We start from the raw sequence: 17,989 nt of genomic DNA, 5'->3' as shown, positions 1-17,989 counted from the left end.
TCGTCCTTCGGCGGTGCGGTCAGCGGCGGGGTCTGCGCCGCGCGGTGCCGAGTGGCCGCGCGGTCTCCGCGCGCCGACGCTTCCGTCGCGCGCGGCGCAGTTCGACCGGCAGGCCGACGGCCACGAGGGTGAGGCCGACCGCTCCGACCGTGCTCGCGCTCCGCACCTGTCGCTCCAGGGCGGCGCGAGCATCATCTCCTGCAAGCGCGACCGTCCAGTGGTGGTCGGGATCGTAGAGCACCTCGATGCGGCGCCCACGCTCGTAGAGATCGGGATCGCGCGTGGAGTACCGGCGCAGCGAAGCCGTGAACACGTCGCCGTCGACGGTCTGCTCGGTCACCGGCCAGTACTCGTCCCAGGACCCACCCCGGTACCCGCTGTGGTGCTCGTGCCTGACCTCGACGACGACCGCCTGCGCCGTTCGCCCGCGCTGCTGCAGGTCGGCGTTCTGCCGGAGTGAGGACACGTCGCCGGGCAGATGGAACACCGTCAGCAGGATGGCGAGGCCGCCGATGATCGTGAACCACCGCGACCAGGTGTCGCGTGCGTACGTCCGGAGGCCTCGCCAGAACCGGGCCCAGGTCAGCGGCTCGCGAGGGCGGCGCTTCCGCGGTCGTCGTCCGCGTCGTCCCGGCTTCGCCTTCGTGCTTCCCCCTGCCACGGGAACCAGGGTACGGTGCTCCCTGATCGCTCAGAGAGCGTCGACGGAACGGCCAGCACGATGGCCGGATGATCTGGAGCTGACATGCAGGCCCTACGATCGACCCGACAGAGGGGGACCACGATGACCGAACTCGCCGACTGGGAGACCGAGGGCGCCAAGGCCCGACCAGCGTCGCCGGACGAGCGGAACCGGGTACCAGCACCGGCCGCGCTCCGCGCCACGACCTGGATCGGCGTGCTGCTGCTCGTCGCGGCGGTCTTCGTGTTCGTGGGCGCGTCGTACCTCGGCGTCCGCGAGGACGAGACCGAGGCGCACGCCCTCGCCCGACTCGTGATCGTCGTCGTCATCGGGTGCGCCGTCGCCGTGGTCGGCGCGGTCGCCCTGCTGCTCCGGCTCGTCGCGGGAGCGCTCGCCCGGCGCTGACCGGGTCAGCGCAGCTCGCGCCCGCCGGCCCACACCCGCTGCACCTCGAGCGCCGGAGACAGCGCCACGAGGTCGGCCGCGTACCCCGGCGCGAGCCGCCCCAGCCGGTCGCCGAGCCCCAGCGCCGCAGCCGGCACACTCGTCAGGGCCGCCACGGCCTCGGGCAGCGTCCGTCCGGCGAGCGAGACCGCGTTCCGCAACGCCACGTCCTGCGTCAACGTCGACCCCGCGATGGTGTCGGTCCCGGCGACGTGCGCGATGCCGTCCGTCACGGTGACGTCGAGCGATCCCAGCCGGTAGGACCCGTCGGCCGCTCCAGCAGCACCCATGGCATCGGTGATGAGCGCCACCCGGCCCGGAGCAGCCCGGAGCAGTGTGTCCGCGACGACGGGGTGCACGTGCACGGCGTCGAGGATGAGCTCGAGCGTGACCCGGTCGTCGGACACGGCGGCACCGATCGGTCCCGGTGCACGGTGGTGCAGCCCCGGCATCGCGTTGTACGCGTGGGTCAGCAGCGTCGCACCGGCGTCGAACGCGGCACGGGCCTGGTCGTAGGTGCCGACGGTGTGCCCGACGGCGACGGTGACCCCGGCGGCGACGAACCGGCGGACGGCGTCGAGCGCGCCGCGGAGTTCCGGGGCGATGGTGACCTGGCGGATGACGCCCTCGCCGGCTTCGAGCAGTGCCTCGACCGCTGCCGGTGAGGGGTCGATGAGGAACGACTCGTTGTGGGCGCCCTTGTTGTGCGGGGACAGGAACGGCCCCTCCAGGTGCGCACCGAGCACGAGCGGGTCCGCGGCCATCACGGAACGGATCCGCGCGAGCGAGTCCGCGAGCACGGGGACCGGGTTGGCGACGAGCGACAGGACCGAGCGGGTCGTGCCGTGCGCACGGTGCACGGCCAGCGACCCGGCGAAGGAGTCGTCCTCGTACGACTCGGTGGCCCCGCCGTGCCCGTGCAGGTCGATGAACCCGGGCGTCAGGACCGCGTCGCCCAGGTCGACGACCTGGTCCGCCGTGGGGGCTTCGGGGCCGGAGCCGACCGCGTGCACCACGTCACCGGTGAGCAGGACCCAGCCGTCCGCCGTGGAGCCGGCCACGTCGACGACGCGGGATGCGCGCACCAGGGTGCGCTGGGCCTCCCGGCCGGTCTGGAGGCCCGTGGCGGTCACGCGGTCTCCCTGCGGAACGCGATCACGCCGCTCAGGGCGGCGATCACGATGAAGACGAAGCCCACGATGGGCAGGCCGATGGAGATCCAGGTCGCGCCTGCGGCGATGACCAGGGCGACCTCGACGATCGTCTTGCCGACGATGTCGGTCTCGATCGGCGAGGCCGGCGAGCGGAAGAAGTACCAGACGACGGCCGCGAACAGCGGGGCGCCGACCACGAACAGGTAGCCGGGCAGGGGGAGCTGCCACGACCAGTACCCCCAGAACGCCAGGGAGAGCAGGCCGAACGCGCAGACCAGGATGCGGAGCACGCGCCAGGCGTCGAACGTGCGTCGCTGCTGGCGGGCCGGAGCGGGGTCGGGGACCGCTTCCCAATCGACGGGGGACTGCGGGGCGTTCGTCATGGTGCTGCCTACTTGAAGATGATGGTGCGGGCGCCGTCGAGCAGGACACGGTCCTCGGCGATCCAGCGCACCGCCTGGGTGAGGGTGCGGGATTCTTCGTCCTGGCCGATGGAGACCAGCTCGGCGGGGTCCTTCGTGTGGTCGACGCGCACGACGTTCTGCTCGATGATCGGGCCCTCGTCCAGGTCGCTCGTGACGAAGTGGGCCGTCGCGCCGATGAGCTTCACACCGCGTGCGTGGGCCTGGCGGTAGGGGTTCGCGCCCTTGAAGCCGGGCAGGAACGAGTGGTGGATGTTGACCGCACGGCCCTGGAGCGCGGCGCAGAGCTCCGGCGACAGGATCTGCATGTAGCGGGCGAGGACGACGAGTTCGATGTCGTGCTCCTCGACCGCTTCCAGCACACGGCGCTCCATGGCCGCCTTGCTGTCCGCGTCGGTGACCGGGCGGTGCTCGAACGGCACCGAGTAGAACGACGCGAGCTCGGACAGGTCCGGGTGGTTGGACAGCACGAGGGGGACCTCGATCGGCAGCTGCCCGCCGCGCTGGCGGTAGAGCAGGTCGTTGAGGCAGTGGCCGGCCTTCGACACGAGCACGAGGGTGCGCAGGGGGCGGCCGACGACGTCGAGCTGGACGCGGGCGTCGTAGCGGGCGGCGACGGGGGCGAGGGCCGCCTCGAAGGTCGCGCGGTCCACCGGTGCCATGACCTGCAGGCGCATGAAGAACGTGTTCGTGTCGACGCTCGAGAACTGCTGCGACTCGGTGATGTTGCCGTCCGCGGCGACGACCGCTCCGGAGACGGCGTGCACGATCCCGGGCTGGTCGTCGCAGACGAGCGTCAGGGTCCAGTGCGTGGGGGTCGGGTCGGTCACCGGATCAGGGTACCGGGCGCGGCGATGCTGGTGCTTCGTGAGCAGAAATGGTCGAGCGCCTTCACCTGACCCGACCATTTCTGCTCACGAAGCGGGCATCGCGGCCGTAGTGCGGAGGCGGCGGTCGGCCAGGGTCAGGACCGTCAGGAGCACCGCGACGCCGAGGATCACCCACGCCAGCACGTGCAGGTCCGGTGTGGTCGGGGCCTGGCCGAACACGCCACCGATGAGCGACGAGGCCCCGATCGCCCCGATGTACACCGCCGTGCGGGACAGCCCAGCCGCGGTGCCGATGTACGCCGCGGGCACGAGCCGGTACAGCGCCGCCTGGTTCGACACCGACGCAAGCGCCTGCGGGACGCCGAACAGCGCCGGCGCGAGGGCGAGCAGCACGACCGGCGACCCGGTGTGCAGGAAGAGCAGGAGTGCCCCGCCCACGATCGGCACGACGGCCGCGATGATCAGGGGTCCGCGCACGGCGGTCTTCCGCGCGACGACGAACGACGCGATCCCGGCCACGATCGCTGCCGGCAGCTGGATGTACCCGGCGACGTCGCTCGAGTACCCGGCGACGTCCTGCACCCACTGCGAGAACCCGTAGGTCATCGTGTACGCGAGCAGGTAGGTCAGGAACAGCCGCACGTAGGTGCGGGACAGCGCGCCGTTCCGCGCGAGCATCCGGACGTCGACGAACGGCCGGACCGCCCGCAGCTCCCAGAGCACCAGCGCGACGAGCAGCACGATCGCGACCGCGAGCAGCCACCACAGCCCGGCGGACAGGTCGAGCAGGAACACGAGCAGCGCCGAGACGGTGCCCGTCATGAGCACCATGCCGAGCGGGTCGAGCGCCTGGAGGACGGGCAGGTCCTCGTCGTCTCGCGGACGGAGACGGTCGGACGGCAGCCACATCGACGCCACGACGATGCCGAACGCCGCCAGGGGCACGTTCACCAGGAAGATCGCGTGCCAGCCGAACGCGGCGATGAGCGCGCCGCCGAGGGGCGGCCCGGCCGCCGCGGACACGAGCGAGGTGATCGACAGTGCCCCGAGCACGAGCGGCGGGGTCGGCTTCCCGATCCGCGCCGAGTGCTGCCGCAGGGTGGTGAGGGCCGCCGGGTACGCGGACGAGGTCCCGATGCCGATGAGGACACGGGCGAACACCGCGCCGCCGAAGCCGGTCAGGAACTCGGGCACCACCCCGGCGACACCGACGATCACGAGCCCGGTCAGGAACACCTTCTTCGGGCCGAAGCGGTCAGCGAGCTTGCCCATCGTCGGCTGCGCGATCGCACTCGCCAGGTACAGGGCCGCGACGAGCCAGATCGCCTGCGCCGCACCGATCCCCAGGTCGCGGGAGATCGGTGTGAGTGCGACGGACACCATCGTGGTGTTGATCGGGTTGAGCAGCGGTCCGACCAGCACCGGGATGAGGAGCTTCGGGCCGAAGCCGCTGGTGGTGTCGTCGATCGTGGGCTGGGGGGCGGTGGTGGACGTGGTGAGTCTTCTCTCTCGGTTCAGGGGTCGACGATCGGCCCGAGCACCGCCATCGCGCGTGCGACGACGCGGCGGTCCGCTTCGGACAGCGTGGCCAGCCGATCGGCGAGCTCACGGTTCCGGGTGGCCCAGGTGGCCTGTCGTGCTGCGGCACCGGCGTCGGTCGCGCTGACGATCGACCGGCGCCCGTCGGTCGGGTCCGCCTGGCGCTCGGCGAGACCGAGGTCGACGAGGGCCTGCACGGTCGCGCCCATCGACTGCGGTCGGACGCCCTCGGCGCGCGCGAGGTCGGCCACGGTGGCGGGGCCGTAGCGCAGCAACCGGCCGAGTGCGGCGGTCTGCGACGCGGTGACCTCGTCGGCCTTCGAAGCGAGCAGCGACCGTCGGAGTCGGCCGTGCATCGTGAGGACGGCGTCGGCCAGGTCGGTCGCATCGGTCTCGGAGGCGTCGGTCACGCGGTGACGCTACGCCTCACCAGGGCAACTTGCAAGTTGTCCTTCTGGTCTTCGTCAGGGGACGGCTGCGCCGTCATCGCTCTGGTCTCCTGGGCCGAGCAGCGGGTGCAGCGCCTCGTTGACCTGGTCGCCGAGGTGCCCGAACCACGCGTTGCTCGCGGAGACCACGGGATGGGCGCGCGCCAGCAGCGCGTCGCCTTCCGGCGTCAGGTGCATCCGGGAGGCCCGCCCCCGGCCCGGTGCGGCGCCCCGCTCGACGAGTCCCCGCGTCGACAAGCCGCCGACGAGCGTCGTCATGCTCTGCGGGCGCACGCCGACGGCGCGGGCGAGGTCGGCCTGGTTGAGCTCGTCCGCGGCGGCGAGCTGGATGAGCACCCCGAACTCGACGGGCGTGAGTCCGAGTGGTGCCAGGTCGACCGCCAGTCTCCGTGAGAGCGTCCGGGCCGCGCGGATCACGGTCCACGCCACGATCCCGTCGACGTCGGCGCGTGGAGCTGTGGGTTCCTGGGACACGAGGTGATCGTACCGGCGTAGGGTCAGGTATCAGAAAGCTGATACTGACGGAAGAGTACGCATGAGCGAGATCGTGGCGGTGACCGGGGTGACCGGAGACGTCGGTGGCAAGACGGTGGACGAACTCCGGCGGATGGGCGTTCCGGTGCGCGCGATCGTCCGCCGCCCGGAGCAGGTCACGGCGCTCCGTGCCCGGGGGATCGACGCGCGCCGCGCCGACCTCGACGACGTGGCCGCCCTGACCGTCGCGCTCGACGGGGTCGACCGGTTCTTCCTCGTCACCCCGGTCAGCCCGCAGCAGGCGGAGCAGGGCGCAGTCGGGGTCCGAGCGGCGCAACGAGCTGGCGTCCGCCGCATCGTGCACCTGTCCGGCGGGGACGCCGCCGAGCACTCGCCGATGCCGTGGGCCAGCGCTGCCTGGCACACCGACCGCTCGGTACGCGACAGTGGTCTGGCGTGGACGATCCTGCACCCGTCGTCGTTCATGACGAACGTGACCCCGTCAGCGCCCGCGATCCGCCGCGGGTGGTTCCCGCACACGACGGGGCGTGGCGTGATCGGCTGGATCGACACCGAGGACATCGCCCGGTCGGCTGCGCGTGTGCTGACGAGCGACGGCCACGACGGTACCGAGCCCGTACTCACCGGCCCGGACCTGCTCGACGCTCGCGGGGTCGCCGCCGCGCTCGCCGCCGGCCTCGGGCGTCCGGTGCGGGCACTCCACCTGCCGAGCCGGCTGTACGCCGGCGTGCTGCGACTGAGCGGCGTGCCGGCGTGGCAGGCCGAGGGACTCCGGCAGCAGTTCGGCCGGGTGGTGCGACACGGCCTCGACGGCGTGGACGTGATGCGTGACGACGTGCTGCGGATCACGGGTGCAGCGCCCCGGGGCCTGGCCGACTGGGCGCGGGCGCACCGCAATGACCTGCTCGGGTGACGCAGGCTCAGCGCTCGAACACGATCCGGCGCTTCGTCACCGCGAAGCCGGCCCGCTCGAACGCCCGGCGCATCGGGGTGTTCGCCGCGTCCGTCGTGCCGACCACCTTCGGCTCGCCGGCCACGGCGCGGTACCGGTCCGGACCGATCCACGTGACCGGTTCCGACGTCGAGAACGCGAGCAGGGCCTCCCGGTCGTCCTCGGAGGCCGCGCGGAAGGCGACCGTCACCGCGGGTCGGTCATCGTCGTGATCAGGTGCTCCTGCACGTACCCGAGCCAGTCGTAGACGTCGCGCAGGCCGACGCCCGCGTCGGCCTCGACCGAACGCTCCTCGGCGTCGGCGTCGACGATCCCGAGACGGTCGGCGATCGTCAGCCGCAGGTCGGTCAGGGTGCGGAGCCAGGCCTGCTCGTCCTCGGGGGCAAGGGCGCCGTCGCGGGTACCCGTCAGCCACTCGTGCACGGTCGTCGCGTTCGTGGTCTTCTGCGCCAGCAGGTCGGACTGCGTGTACTTCCGGAACTCCGCGCTGGCGTCGTCGTCGTCCGGGTAGGCGTCCGGGAACATCCGCTCGGCCACCGGGTCCGCCGTCAGATCGCCGTCGAGCACCTGGCGCAGCTGCTCGGTCAGGGACGTGAGCAGCCCGCGCTCGCCGGAGGACATGCCGAGGTGGACGCCGTCGGCTCGGCGGACGAAGGGGATCACGCTTCGGGGGCCTTGTCGACGGTCGCCTGCAGGCCGTAGCCGTGCATCGACTGGACGTGGGCCTCCATCGCCTCGCGCGGCCCCGTCGCCACGATGGCCCGCCCCTCGGTGTCCACCTGGTGCATGAGCCGCTCCGCCTGCTCGCGTCCGAAGCCGAAGTGCCGCTGGAAGACGTAGGTGACGTAGGACATCAGGTTCACCGGGTCGTCCCACACGACGGTGACCCACGGGGTGTCCGCGCGGGCATTGGTGCGTTCGTCCGGGGTGGTCCGTTCGTCCACGTCGGGCGAGGTCAGCGTCATGCATCCAGGGTGACACAGGGCGGGCGGCTCGGTACGATCGTGAGGTCGCGACTGGCGTTGGATGGGTCACCATCGGGGAGCGACACCTGACACGGTGCGCGGCCGTACGCCTGGGCTGCACCGACCGATCGTCCGTGCGCGACCTCCCGGCCGTCGCCAACCCACGTAGGAGAACCGTGTCCATCACCGATCTGCCCGCCGTCGACGGCTCCGTCGACACCGACCGCGCAGCCTTCAACGCCCCGCTCACCGAGGTCGACCCCGAGATCGCCGCCGTCCTGCAGCAGGAGCTCGGCCGTCAGCGCGACACCCTCGAGATGATCGCGTCCGAGAACTTCGTGCCGCGTGCCGTGCTCGAGTCCCAGGGCTCCGTCCTCACCAACAAGTACGCCGAGGGCTACCCCGGCAAGCGCTACTACGGCGGCTGCGAGTACGTCGACGTCGCCGAGCAGCTCGCCATCGACCGTGCCAAGGCGCTGTTCGGGGCTTCCTACGCGAACGTGCAGCCGCACTCGGGCGCCACGGCGAACGCCGCGGTCCTGCACGCCATCGCCAGTGCCGGTGACACGATCCTCGGCCTCGAGCTCGCGCACGGCGGTCACCTGACCCACGGCATGAAGCTCAACTTCTCCGGCCGCATCTACAACGCCGTGGCGTACGGCGTCGACCCCGAGACGTTCGAGGTCGACTACGACGACATCCGCGCGAAGGCCATCGAGCACCAGCCGAAGGTCCTCATCGCCGGCTGGTCCGCCTACCCGCGCCAGCTCGACTTCGCGAAGTTCCGCGAGATCGCGGACGAGGTCGGCGCGAAGCTCTGGGTCGACATGGCGCACTTCGCCGGCCTCGTCGCCGCCGGTCTGCACCCGTCCCCGGTCCCGCACGCCCACGTCGTCTCGTCGACGGTGCACAAGACCCTCGGCGGCCCCCGCTCGGGCATCATCCTGTCCAACGACGAGACGCTGTTCAAGAAGCTGAACTCCGCGGTCTTCCCGGGCCAGCAGGGCGGCCCGCTCATGCACGTGATCGCCGCCAAGGCCACCGCGTTCCTGCTCGCCGGCACCCCCGAGTTCAAGGCCCGCCAGGAGCGCACCATCCGGGGCGCCCGCTTGCTCGCGGACCGGCTCACGCAGCCGGACGCCCGCGCGGCCGGCATCGACGTCCTGACCGGTGGCACCGACGTGCACCTGGTGCTGGTCGACCTGCGCACGTCCGAGGTCGACGGCAAGCAGGCCGAAGACCTGCTGCACGAGGTCGGCATCACCGTGAACCGCAACTCCGTGCCGTTCGACCCGCGTCCGCCGATGGTCACCTCGGGTGTCCGCATCGGCACGTCGGCGCTCGCCACGCGTGGCTTCGGCGACGCCGAGTTCACCGAGGTCGCGGACATCATCGCGCTGACCCTCATGCCGAACCCGGACATCGCAGCGCTCTCGGCCCGGGTCAAGACCCTGACCGACGCGTTCCCCCTCTACGCGTGAGCGACGCCCTGACTCCCCTGCCCGTCGAACGATGGGCGGGGGAGGGCACTGCCGTCCGCATCGACGGCACCGCCCTCGCCGCCCGGACCCTCGAGGAACTGCGGGTCCGCATCGACCGGCTGCACGAGCACGGCATCCGTCCGGGGCTCGGCACGATCCTGGTCGGGTCGAACCCCGGTTCGATGTCGTACGTCGCGGGCAAGCACCGTGACTCGGCGCAGATCGGGCTCGACTCGCACCGCATCGACCTGCCGTCGTCCGCGAGTGCTGCGGACATCCGAGCAGCGATCCTGCAGATGAACGACGACCCCCGGGTCACCGCGTTCATCGTTCAGTTGCCGCTGCCGGAGGGCATCGACCCGACGCCGATGCTCGAGCTGATGGACCCGTCGAAGGACGCCGACGGCCTGCACCCGACGAACCTCGGTGAGCTCGTGCTCGCCGTGCCCGGTGGTGCCGGCACGATCGACGCGCCCCTGCCCTGCACCCCGCGGGGCATCGTCGCGATGCTCGAGGCGTACGACATCCCGATCCGGGGCGCGCACGTCACGATCATCGGGCAGGGGCTGACGGTCGGTCGGCCGCTCGGTCTGCTGCTCACCCGCCTCGAGGCCACCGCCACCCTGACCCACTCCCTGACGGCCGACGTCGCCGCGGAGTGCCGTCGCGCCGACATCGTCGTCGCGGCCGCCGGGGTCGCCGGGCTCGTCAAGCCGGACTGGGTGCAGCCCGGTGCGGCCGTGATCGACGTGGGCATCACCCGCGTGGTGAACGACGAGACGGGGAAGGCCAAGCTGCACGGCGACGTCGACCCCGCGGTCGCGTCCGTCGCGGGCTTCATGTCGCCGGTGCCCGGCGGCGTCGGCCCGATGACCCGCGCGATGCTCATGAAGAACGTGGTCGAGGCCGCGGAGCGCCACCTGAAGTAGGGCGGCGGCGTTGCGCTGCCCCGAGACTCGGGCTGAGCGACACTTCTCGGGACCGGCGCCGCGAGAAGTGTCGCTCACCCCGAGATGTGCCGCTGATGGTGCGAGTCTCAGCCCCAGTGCTACGGTCACCGCATGGGGGAGAACGTCCAGACCGCGCCCGTGATGGCGGCCACCGGCAAACAGCTTCGTCCGCGTGCGTGGGGCCTCGCGCTCATCGGGGTCGTCGCACTGGTGCTGTCACCGAACCTGGTGCTCTGGAGCACGTCGACGGGCTACGGCGGGGTCGACGCCGACGACAACTGGATCGACAACGGCGGCAAGGTCCTGGAGACCGCACCGATCACGGTGCAGGTCGAAGCGCACGTCGCGCCAGCCGCCCTCGCGGCGCTGCTGCTCGTGGTCGTCGTCGGGATCGTCCTGCCGCCAACGCTCGCGCGGTACGGGCACCGCACCCTCGGCGACATCGTGCGGTACTCGGCGTACCTGGCGGTTCCGGTGTGCATCATCGCCGGAGTCCTGGTCTACAGCGTGTGGCAGGGTCACGTCGTGACGGACCAGCTCCAGCACGAGGTACTGCACCCCCACGGCTTCCCGTGGGGTGGCGTCACGGTCACCACGGGCCACGGGACCCGCTAACTGCGCCGGTCGGGCTCAGTCGCGGCGGGCGCCCTGCGCAGCGTGCACCGTGAAGACGTTCGGCTCGCGGTAGCCGGCGGCGGCGAAGGCAGCGGCGACTGCGTCGGCGATCGCACCGCGCGACTCCTGGTCGACGAGCGCGATCGCAGCGCCACCGAACCCACCACCCGTCATCCGCGCACCGACGGCACCGTGCTCGATCGCCGTCGCGACGGCCAGGTCGAGTTCCGGCACGGAGATCTCGAAGTCGTCGCGCATCGATTCGTGCGACGCGACGAGCAGCGAACCGATCGCGCGCGGCCCCTGCTCACGCAGCGTCCGGACGGTGTCGAGGACGCGCTGGTCCTCGGTCACGACGTGGCGCACGCGGCGGAAGGTCTCGTCGTCGAGCAGCTCCTGCGCACGGGGCAGGTCGTCGACGCTCACGTCACGCAGGGCCTCGACACCGAGCACCTGCGCACCCTTCTCGCACGAGGCACGACGAGCCGCGTACCCGCCGGTGGCGTGGGCGTGCTCGACCCGGGTGTCGATGACCAGGACCTCGAGCCCGTTCGCCTCGAGCGCCAGGTCGACCACGGCGGTGTCGAGCGTGCGGCAGTCGAGGAACACGACCGCGTCCTGCTCGCCGAGCAGGGACGCGGACTGGTCCATGATGCCCGTCGGGGCGCCGACGGCGTGGTTCTCGGAGTACTGCCCCACGCGGGCGAGGGTCTTGCGGTCGAGCCCGAGCTCCCACAGGTCGTTGAAGGCGAGCGCGACGCCGCACTCGATCGCTGCGCTGGAGGACAGGCCCGCGCCAACGGGGACGTCGGACTCGATGAAGACGTCGAACCCGTTCTTGTCCGACAGGTCCGCGCCGGCCTGCTCGCGGAGGGCCCAGGCGATGCCGAAGACGTACGCCGACCAGCCGGTCATGTTCGACGGGTCGAGGTCGTCGAGCGACAGCTCGATCACGGTACCGGCGTCGAACGCGGACGAGACACGCAGCAGACGGTCCGGCCGCGGAGCGATCGACGCGGTGGTGCGGCGGTCGATCGCGAACGGCAGGACGTACCCGTCGTTGTAGTCGGTGTGCTCACCGATCAGGTTGACGCGACCCGGGGCGGAGTACCGCACGGTCGGCTCGTACCCGTAGGCCTGCTGGAACGTCATGCTCGCTCGACTCCTCGTCGGATGAACTCGGCCGCCTTCTCGGGCACGAGGTCCCCGATCCAAGCGCCCATGGCGGCCTCACTGCCGGCCAGGAACTTCAACTTGTCCGCCGCTCGACGCGGCGAGGTGATCTGCAGCATGAGCCGCACGGTGTCCCGCCCGACGTGCACCGGTGCCTGGTGCCACGCGGCGATGTACGGGGTCGGGTCGTCGTAGAGCTTGTCGATGCCCCGCGTCAGACGCAGGTGCATGTGGGCCAGCTCGTCCTTCTCGGCCTCGGTCAGGCCGGCGAAGTCGGGGACGTGGCGGTGCGGCAGCATGTGGATCTCGATGGGCCACCGCGCGGCGAACGGCACGAAGGCGGTGAAGTGCTCGCCCTGCAGCACGACCCGGTCCGAGGCGCGCTCGTTCGCGAGGTGCTGCTCGAACAGGTCCGGCCCGAAGCGCTCGATGGAGTCGAGCAGGCGCTGCGTGCGGGGCGTGATGTACGGGTACGAGTAGATCTGCCCGTGCGGGTGGTGCAGCGTGACGCCGATCGCCTCACCGCGGTTCTCGAACGGGAACACCTGCTGGATGCCGGGCATCGCGGAGAGCGCGGCGGTGCGGTCCGCCCAGGCCTCGACCACCGTGCGGGCGCGCGACTCGGAGATCGATGCGAAGGACCCTTCGGTCGCGGGGGAGAAGCACACGACCTCGCACCGGCCGACGCTGCGGAGCTGCCGGTTCAGGCCGACGTCGGACAGGGACTGCAGCGAGGACGGGGCGTCATCGGCCTCGAGCAGGGGACCGAACGACGGTGACCGGTTCTCGAACACGGCGACGTCGTAGGTGCTCGGGATCTCGGACGGGTTCTGCGGTGTCTGCGGCGCGAGCGGATCCTGGTCGGCCGGCGGCAGGAACGCGCGGTTCTGACGGCTCGCGGCGATGGAGACCCACTCGCCGGTCAGGACGTCCTGGCGCATCCGCGCGGTCTCGGGCCGAGGGTCGAGCGCACGCTCGTCGATGGCACGCTCAGCGGGCAGGGTGCTGTCCGCATCGTCGAAGTAGAACAGGTCGCGGCCGTCCGCGAGCTTCGTCGCGCGCTTGGTGATCACCGGAACAGCCTAGCGCCGATCCGAAGCATTGCGAAAGTCTTCGGAAGCAAGCGAAACTGGACCCGTGACCGACGACGACCTCTCCTTCCTGGCCGGATCGCTGCCAGCACCCCTCCGGCAGGACCGCATCGTCTCGATCGTCGAGGGTGCACCCGGCATGGTCCGGACCGCCGCGCTGGCCGCGTCGCTCGGCACGAGTGAGGTGACGGTCCGGCAGGACCTCGCCGTCCTCGACCAGGAGGCCCGGATCCGTCGGGTGCACGGGGGCGCGGTCCGCCTCGGGGCCGGGTCCACCGAGCGCCCCTTCGAGGAGACCGCCGTCGAGCACCAGGTGGCCAAGGCCGCCATCGGCCGCGCGGCCGCTGCGCTCGTGCGGTCCGGTGAATGCGTCGTGCTCGACGTCGGCACCACCCCGGCCGCCGTCGCCGAGGCGCTCGTCGCCCGAACGGAGCTGGTCGACGTCACCGTCGTCACGAACTCGCTGACCACTGCCCTGACCCTCGAGCGGGCCGTGCCACGGTTCACCGTGATCGTCACCGGCGGCACGCTCAGGCCGCTGCAGCACTCGCTCGTCGCGCCGTTCAACAACACACTGCTGCCGGTGATCGCCGCTGACGTCGTGTTCCTCGGTGGCACCGGCATCGACGTCGCGCACGGTCTGACCAACGTCAACCTGCCCGAGACCGAGGCGAAGCGGATGCTCGCGGCCACCGCTCGGCGTACCGTCGTCGTCGCGGACGGGTCGAAGTTCGGCCGGGCCCACATCGGGGTCGTCCGCGCGCTCGAGGACATCGACGTCGTCGTCACCGCCGAGGCCGAAGCCGACGCGGTCGCCACGATCCGGGCGGCCGGCGTCGAGGTCGTCGTCGCGGACGGCGAGGACACACCCGGAAGGAACCACACCCCATGACCGCAGCACCCACCGGTGGACAGTACCGCCTGCACCACGCCGGACCGGACGGCGTCGTCGAGGCCGTCGTGACCGAGGTCGCCGCCGGCATCCGTGAACTCCGCGTCGCCGGCTTCGACCTGACCGAGCCGTTCCCCGTCTCCGAGCAGCCGCCCGGCGCCAACGGCATCGTGCTCGTGCCGTGGCCGAACCGCGTCGCCGGAGGGGTCTGGGAGCTCGACGGCAAGCGGCAGCAGCTGGACATCTCGGAGCCGAAGTACGGCAACGCGTCGCACGGCCTGCTCCGCTTCGCGCCGTACCGCGTGGTGTCGCAGACCGAGTCCGGAATCGTGCAGGAGGCCACGATCCACCCGCAGCACGGCTGGCCGTTCACCTTCGAGACCCGCGTGCACCACGAACTCGTGGACGACGGCATCCGGGTGACGCACGAGATCACGAACCGTTCCGGTGTCCGCGCACCGTTCGCCGTGGGTGCGCACCCGTACCTGCGCGCCGGCGACACCCCGGCCGAGGACCTCGTCGTCACGCTCGACGCCACAACTGCGTTCACCACGGACGAGCAGAAGGTGCCGAACGGGTCGGCGCCGGTCGAGGGAACGCCGCTCGACCTGCGTCAGGGCCGCCGAGCGGGCGACTCGGACCTCGACACCGCGTACTCGGACATCACGCCCGACGCCGACGGGGTCCGCCACACCACGCTGCACGGCCCCGAGGGCGACGGCGTGCAGCTCTGGCAGGACGCCTCGTTCCCGTACGTGCAGGTGTTCACCTCACGCGAGTACCCCCGCGGCGACGGCAAGGGCCTCGCGGTGGCGGTCGAGCCGATGACCGCTCCGGCCAACGCACTGAACTCCGGCGAGGGTCTGCGCTGGCTCGAGCCCGATGAGACCTGGACCGGCTCCTGGGGCATCCGCCGCGTCTGGTCCTGATCGCCTTCGTGCACTGAGAAAGCCCCGCCGGACGGCCGGCGGGGCTTTCTGCGTTCGTGTCGGGGAGCTGGTGGTCAGCCGCGGCGCATGCGGAGTGCCTCGACCGCGAGCGACTCGCTGGCGTAGCGGCCGACCTCGTGCGCCCAGGCCGGGTCGTCCCCGCGCAGGGCGATGAAGTCCTTGCGCTGCCGGCAGACGTAGCCGAGGACCGCGGTGGCCGTGGCGACCTCGATGAAGTCCTTGCGGATGTGCCGGGTCGTGACCTGCGCGTTGCGGCGGAGCGTGTCGAGCAGGAGCTCGTTGCTCATCGTCGTGTTGGTCGCTGCGGCGAGCTCGACGATGCGGCGCGCGTCCCCAGTGCTGCTGGTCTGCGTGGCTTCGATGGGCTCGATCACGGTGTACCCCGTTCGTTCGTGGTGGTGCGGTGCTGCAGGACCCGGTGATCGGATCCGGGAACGACACTATCGGCGGCGGCCCAACAGTCGGCTGTGCGCAGGCTGATGTGAGCAGGGGATCCGCCATGAGCCAGCTGGGGACGACTTGTACCCCGGTCTGGTGGTCAGGCGCAGCGCTCGTCGCCGGGTGCCGCGAGCGCGTCGAGGGACTCCGACACCCGGTCCGCCAGGTACTGGTAGCCGGCGTCGTTCAGGTGTCCGCCGTCGATCGCCGCGTAGCCCGGGCTGTTCGCCGCGGTGAACCACTGCCCGGCGAGCGCGTCGATGTACGGCACGCCTGCTGCCGCCGCCCCCGCGGAGACCGAGGCGGCAACCCCGACGGTCGACTTCGCCCACGGCAGCGGCGCAGACGGCCCGAGCGCGACGACGACGGCGTCCGGCCAGGTCTGCTCCGCGTCGCGGAGGGTCTTCTCGACCCGGTCCTGCAGCGTCGACGAGTCGACGAGCCAGTCGTTCTGACTGCCCTGCACGATGACGAGCTGCGGATCGACGTCCTCGGCATGCCGTTCCAAGCGAGGGCCGAACGTGTAGTGCGAGGACCCGGTGCGACCGGTGTCGACGTAGCCCGTACCCGGGTAGCCGTCGATGGTGGCGTCCCAGTGCCGGTCGGCCACGAGGTCCTGTGCCCACCCGTCGACACCGTTGGTCGAGCCGCGGCCGGAGGTGTACGAGTCACCGACGATGAGCACGTGCGAGCCGGGGGCGATCGCGTCGGCGACCTGTGCGGAGGACACGCTCGACGACGTCGTGACGGGCTGGCAGGCACTCGACACGGTCGGCAGGATGACGAGCAGCCCGCTCACGCCGAGAGCCATTGCTCCGAGCGCGATGCCGGGGAGGAGTCGTCGTGCCACCCGCCACATCTTAGACAACGGGGCTGGAACAGCAGCGGAGGTGGGCCCCGTGGGGCTCGAACCCACGACCCTCGGATTAAAAGTCCGGTGCTCTACCAACTGAGCTAGAGGCCCTCACCCGCAAGGCTAGCGGGTGAGGGCCTCTGGGAAGAACCTGGTGTCGAGGGTCAGCCGCGCCGCCCGGTGAGCGTGCGCAGCAGCCACAGGACGACGGCCACGATGAGCAGCACGATGCCGACCCACAGCAGGAACTTGAGGCTCGCGGTGAAGCCACCGACGAACAGCAGGATGACCGCGATGACGGCCAGGATGATGAGCAGGGGGTTCATGGGGGAGTCCTCTCCTTCACGGTCGGGAGGAGCGCCTCCCGACGAGACACCGTACCCGCGGCGCTGCCGTTGCGTTCTGGGCGAACGGGGGGCGGGCGTGTCACCGGCCGTGCCTACACTGACGCGGTGCCTCGCGATCACCACCGTCCTGTCCACTTCACCGATGCCGAGTTCGCTGCGATCCAGGGCGGCGAGGACCCGGCCGTCGTGAACCGTGTCGCGCACGAGACCGCGAACGCGCTGCTGCACCGGGTGCGGCAGGACCCGGACCCCGCGGTGGTCGAGCGGCTCGTGACCTACACGGACGTGCACGGCATCGACGCGATCGCCGAACTCTGGGCACGTGTCGGCGCACACACGCTGCCGGGAGCCCTCTGGAGGGTGTACCTCGTCCGGACCGTGATCCGGCAGAACCCGGAGGAGATCGCCTTCCTGTTCGCGCGCGGTACGGAGCGCATCGGCACGATCGACCAGGCCGTCGCGGGCGCTGAGCAGCCGACGGGTCCTGCCGAGATCCTCACTCTGGCGGATCGCATCCTGCACGGGCTGTACACCGGCGACTTCGCGGTGGCGCTGGACCGGGGTGCGGCGTTCTGCCGGCTGACGGCGGCGGGCGCGACGGCGGTGGCGGACGACTCCGACCTGACGGCCGAGGCCCGCGCGAGCGAGTTGACGACGCGTGCGCTCCGTCTGACGGAGCTGGCGGCCGACCTGACCGAGGCGGCGGCGCTCTGGCGTCGCGACAGCCTGGACTAGCGAGCAGACCCGCCGGACCGGCACCGGGCCTCCCGGTCGGACGGCGACAGCCGCGACGAGGCAGAGACGAACCGGGCAGAGAAACACCGGGCCGAGACGAACCGGGCAGAGGAAAACCGGGCCGCAGAAGCGCCTCTCGGCGCGAGGCCGCTCGAAGCGGCGAATTTTGGAGCCCGGGGCTTGCTGCGGCCCGGCGACACCAACTCTACGACGCGTGGGCTGTGTCCGCTGCCCTGTTCACTCTCGGTGGACAGATCCCGACCCGGGCGTGCCCGGCAGACGCCCCGGACGCGGCCTCTCCACAACTTCTCGGCAACCGATCCAATCCACCACGGGCACCGCGCCGAATCATCAGCGTGACGGACTTGATGACCGTCACGAACGCGAGAGGCCCAGCGTGACCCGGACCGGTATCCGCCGGTCAATTCCCTGTGGGTCACGCTGGCCTCTCGTCTCGACCGCACGACGCGGCGGCTTCGCCCTACCCGGGTGGGCCGCAGCACAGCACCACCAGCACCACGCACACGCAGCA

The 17,989-nt window shown here is 71.3% G+C and carries 23 protein-coding genes, 1 tRNA gene and 1 riboswitch; of the genes, 8 read left to right on the top strand and 16 right to left on the bottom strand.

From position 1 onward, the window contains the following. Positions 1 to 19: 19 nt before the first annotated feature. Positions 20 to 661 carry a DUF3592 domain-containing protein gene (locus KZI27_RS18215; RefSeq protein ID WP_222658710.1) on the bottom strand — a complete coding sequence of 214 codons (642 nt, stop codon included), beginning with the start codon at positions 659 to 661 and terminating at the stop codon, positions 20 to 22. 123 nt (positions 662 to 784) lie between these two features. On the opposite strand from KZI27_RS18215, the gene KZI27_RS18210 reads away from it, so the two are divergent. Beyond that, positions 785 to 1,087, top strand: coding sequence for a hypothetical protein (locus KZI27_RS18210; protein ID WP_111085316.1), 303 nt, complete (start codon positions 785 to 787; stop codon positions 1,085 to 1,087). Positions 1,088 to 1,092: 5 nt separating this feature from the next. On the opposite strand, the gene nagA is transcribed toward KZI27_RS18210, so the two are convergent. The 6 genes from nagA to KZI27_RS18180 all read right to left on the bottom strand — a co-directional run bounded on the left by nagA (position 1,093) and on the right by KZI27_RS18180 (position 5,994). After that, a complete protein-coding gene (gene nagA / locus KZI27_RS18205; RefSeq protein ID WP_222658709.1) occupies positions 1,093 to 2,259 on the bottom strand; it encodes an N-acetylglucosamine-6-phosphate deacetylase in 1,167 nt (388 codons plus the stop codon). Beyond that, on the bottom strand, positions 2,256 to 2,663 hold the full coding sequence (locus KZI27_RS18200; RefSeq protein ID WP_222658708.1) for a YrdB family protein: 408 nt from the start codon (positions 2,661 to 2,663) through the stop codon (positions 2,256 to 2,258). The genes nagA and KZI27_RS18200 overlap by 4 nt, the downstream gene beginning before the upstream one ends. An 8-nt stretch (positions 2,664 to 2,671) precedes the next feature. Continuing rightward, positions 2,672 to 3,577: a formyltetrahydrofolate deformylase gene (gene purU / locus KZI27_RS18195; RefSeq protein WP_410004038.1), complete on the bottom strand. Its 906-nt coding sequence runs from the start codon at positions 3,575 to 3,577 to the stop codon at positions 2,672 to 2,674. Between the two features lie 39 nt (positions 3,578 to 3,616). Then, on the bottom strand, positions 3,617 to 4,954 hold the full coding sequence (locus KZI27_RS18190; protein ID WP_222658707.1) for an MFS transporter: 1,338 nt from the start codon (positions 4,952 to 4,954) through the stop codon (positions 3,617 to 3,619). Between the two features lie 92 nt (positions 4,955 to 5,046). After that, positions 5,047 to 5,481, bottom strand: a complete 435-nt coding sequence (locus KZI27_RS18185; RefSeq protein WP_222658706.1) for a MarR family winged helix-turn-helix transcriptional regulator — start codon at positions 5,479 to 5,481, stop codon at positions 5,047 to 5,049. 54 nt (positions 5,482 to 5,535) lie between these two features. Further along, on the bottom strand, positions 5,536 to 5,994 hold the full coding sequence (locus KZI27_RS18180) for a MarR family winged helix-turn-helix transcriptional regulator (protein WP_222658705.1): 459 nt from the start codon (positions 5,992 to 5,994) through the stop codon (positions 5,536 to 5,538). A 61-nt stretch (positions 5,995 to 6,055) separates the two neighbouring features. Between KZI27_RS18180 and KZI27_RS18175 the strand changes: the two genes are divergently transcribed. Beyond that, positions 6,056 to 6,928, top strand: coding sequence for an NAD(P)H-binding protein (locus tag KZI27_RS18175; RefSeq protein WP_222658704.1), 873 nt, complete (start codon positions 6,056 to 6,058; stop codon positions 6,926 to 6,928). Between the two features lie 7 nt (positions 6,929 to 6,935). On the opposite strand, the gene KZI27_RS18170 is transcribed toward KZI27_RS18175, so the two are convergent. The 3 genes from KZI27_RS18170 to clpS are packed head-to-tail and all read right to left on the bottom strand — an operon-like array spanning position 6,936 to position 7,932. Further along, entirely contained in the window at positions 6,936 to 7,157 is a 222-nt protein-coding gene (locus KZI27_RS18170) for an acetyltransferase (protein WP_222658703.1), read from the bottom strand. After that, positions 7,154 to 7,630, bottom strand: coding sequence for a DUF2017 family protein (locus KZI27_RS18165; protein ID WP_222658702.1), 477 nt, complete (start codon positions 7,628 to 7,630; stop codon positions 7,154 to 7,156). Before KZI27_RS18165 ends, KZI27_RS18170 begins: the two co-directional genes overlap by 4 nt. Beyond that, positions 7,627 to 7,932, bottom strand: a complete 306-nt coding sequence (gene clpS / locus KZI27_RS18160; protein WP_222658701.1) for an ATP-dependent Clp protease adapter ClpS — start codon at positions 7,930 to 7,932, stop codon at positions 7,627 to 7,629. Before clpS ends, KZI27_RS18165 begins: the two co-directional genes overlap by 4 nt. A 37-nt stretch (positions 7,933 to 7,969) precedes the next feature. Continuing rightward, positions 7,970 to 8,055: riboswitch (ZMP/ZTP riboswitch) on the top strand. A 53-nt stretch (positions 8,056 to 8,108) separates the two neighbouring features. On the opposite strand from clpS, the gene glyA reads away from it, so the two are divergent. From glyA to KZI27_RS18145, 3 genes are all read left to right on the top strand, one after another. After that, complete coding sequence (gene glyA / locus KZI27_RS18155) at positions 8,109 to 9,413, top strand: serine hydroxymethyltransferase (protein ID WP_410004013.1); 1,305 nt, start codon at positions 8,109 to 8,111, stop codon at positions 9,411 to 9,413. Further along, the gene (locus tag KZI27_RS18150; protein WP_261783963.1) at positions 9,410 to 10,342 is read left to right on the top strand and encodes a tetrahydrofolate dehydrogenase/cyclohydrolase catalytic domain-containing protein; all 933 of its coding nucleotides are present in this window, start codon (positions 9,410 to 9,412) and stop codon (positions 10,340 to 10,342) included. The genes glyA and KZI27_RS18150 overlap by 4 nt, the downstream gene beginning before the upstream one ends. 132 nt (positions 10,343 to 10,474) lie before the next feature. Next, complete coding sequence (locus KZI27_RS18145) at positions 10,475 to 10,978, top strand: hypothetical protein (protein ID WP_222658700.1); 504 nt, start codon at positions 10,475 to 10,477, stop codon at positions 10,976 to 10,978. A gap of 15 nt (positions 10,979 to 10,993) precedes the next feature. On the opposite strand, the gene galK is transcribed toward KZI27_RS18145, so the two are convergent. Together galK and galT are read right to left on the bottom strand one after the other, a co-directional pair. Beyond that, entirely contained in the window at positions 10,994 to 12,130 is a 1,137-nt protein-coding gene (gene galK / locus KZI27_RS18140) for a galactokinase (RefSeq protein WP_222658699.1), read from the bottom strand. Then, a complete protein-coding gene (galT, locus tag KZI27_RS18135) occupies positions 12,127 to 13,224 on the bottom strand; it encodes a galactose-1-phosphate uridylyltransferase (RefSeq protein WP_222658698.1) in 1,098 nt (365 codons plus the stop codon). Before galT ends, galK begins: the two co-directional genes overlap by 4 nt. A gap of 64 nt (positions 13,225 to 13,288) precedes the next feature. On the opposite strand from galT, the gene KZI27_RS18130 reads away from it, so the two are divergent. Both KZI27_RS18130 and KZI27_RS18125 read left to right on the top strand, forming a co-directional pair. Beyond that, positions 13,289 to 14,134, top strand: coding sequence for a DeoR/GlpR family DNA-binding transcription regulator (locus KZI27_RS18130; RefSeq protein ID WP_222658697.1), 846 nt, complete (start codon positions 13,289 to 13,291; stop codon positions 14,132 to 14,134). After that, positions 14,131 to 15,063, top strand: a complete 933-nt coding sequence (locus tag KZI27_RS18125) for an aldose 1-epimerase family protein (RefSeq protein WP_222658696.1) — start codon at positions 14,131 to 14,133, stop codon at positions 15,061 to 15,063. The genes KZI27_RS18130 and KZI27_RS18125 overlap by 4 nt, the downstream gene beginning before the upstream one ends. A gap of 74 nt (positions 15,064 to 15,137) precedes the next feature. On the opposite strand, the gene KZI27_RS18120 is transcribed toward KZI27_RS18125, so the two are convergent. The 4 genes from KZI27_RS18120 to KZI27_RS18105 all read right to left on the bottom strand — a co-directional run bounded on the left by KZI27_RS18120 (position 15,138) and on the right by KZI27_RS18105 (position 16,701). Continuing rightward, the gene (locus KZI27_RS18120; protein WP_111085292.1) at positions 15,138 to 15,458 is read right to left on the bottom strand and encodes a hypothetical protein; all 321 of its coding nucleotides are present in this window, start codon (positions 15,456 to 15,458) and stop codon (positions 15,138 to 15,140) included. Positions 15,459 to 15,622: 164 nt separating this feature from the next. Then, positions 15,623 to 16,372, bottom strand: a complete 750-nt coding sequence (locus KZI27_RS18115; protein WP_222658695.1) for an SGNH/GDSL hydrolase family protein — start codon at positions 16,370 to 16,372, stop codon at positions 15,623 to 15,625. A 41-nt stretch (positions 16,373 to 16,413) separates the two neighbouring features. Further along, positions 16,414 to 16,486 (bottom strand) — tRNA-Lys (locus KZI27_RS18110). Between the two features lie 53 nt (positions 16,487 to 16,539). Beyond that, positions 16,540 to 16,701, bottom strand: coding sequence for a DUF2207 domain-containing protein (locus KZI27_RS18105; RefSeq protein ID WP_146249745.1), 162 nt, complete (start codon positions 16,699 to 16,701; stop codon positions 16,540 to 16,542). 126 nt (positions 16,702 to 16,827) lie between these two features. On the opposite strand from KZI27_RS18105, the gene KZI27_RS18100 reads away from it, so the two are divergent. Continuing rightward, a complete protein-coding gene (locus KZI27_RS18100; RefSeq protein ID WP_123311937.1) occupies positions 16,828 to 17,457 on the top strand; it encodes a DNA-directed RNA polymerase subunit beta in 630 nt (209 codons plus the stop codon). The last annotated feature ends 532 nt before the right edge of the window (positions 17,458 to 17,989 follow it).

Source organism: Curtobacterium sp. TC1 (assembly GCF_019844075.1).
In the GTDB taxonomy this organism is placed as follows: Bacteria; Actinomycetota; Actinomycetes; order Actinomycetales; family Microbacteriaceae; genus Curtobacterium.
Note: the sequence above shows the minus strand (reverse complement) of the source record. Positions and strands in the feature narration are given on the sequence as shown.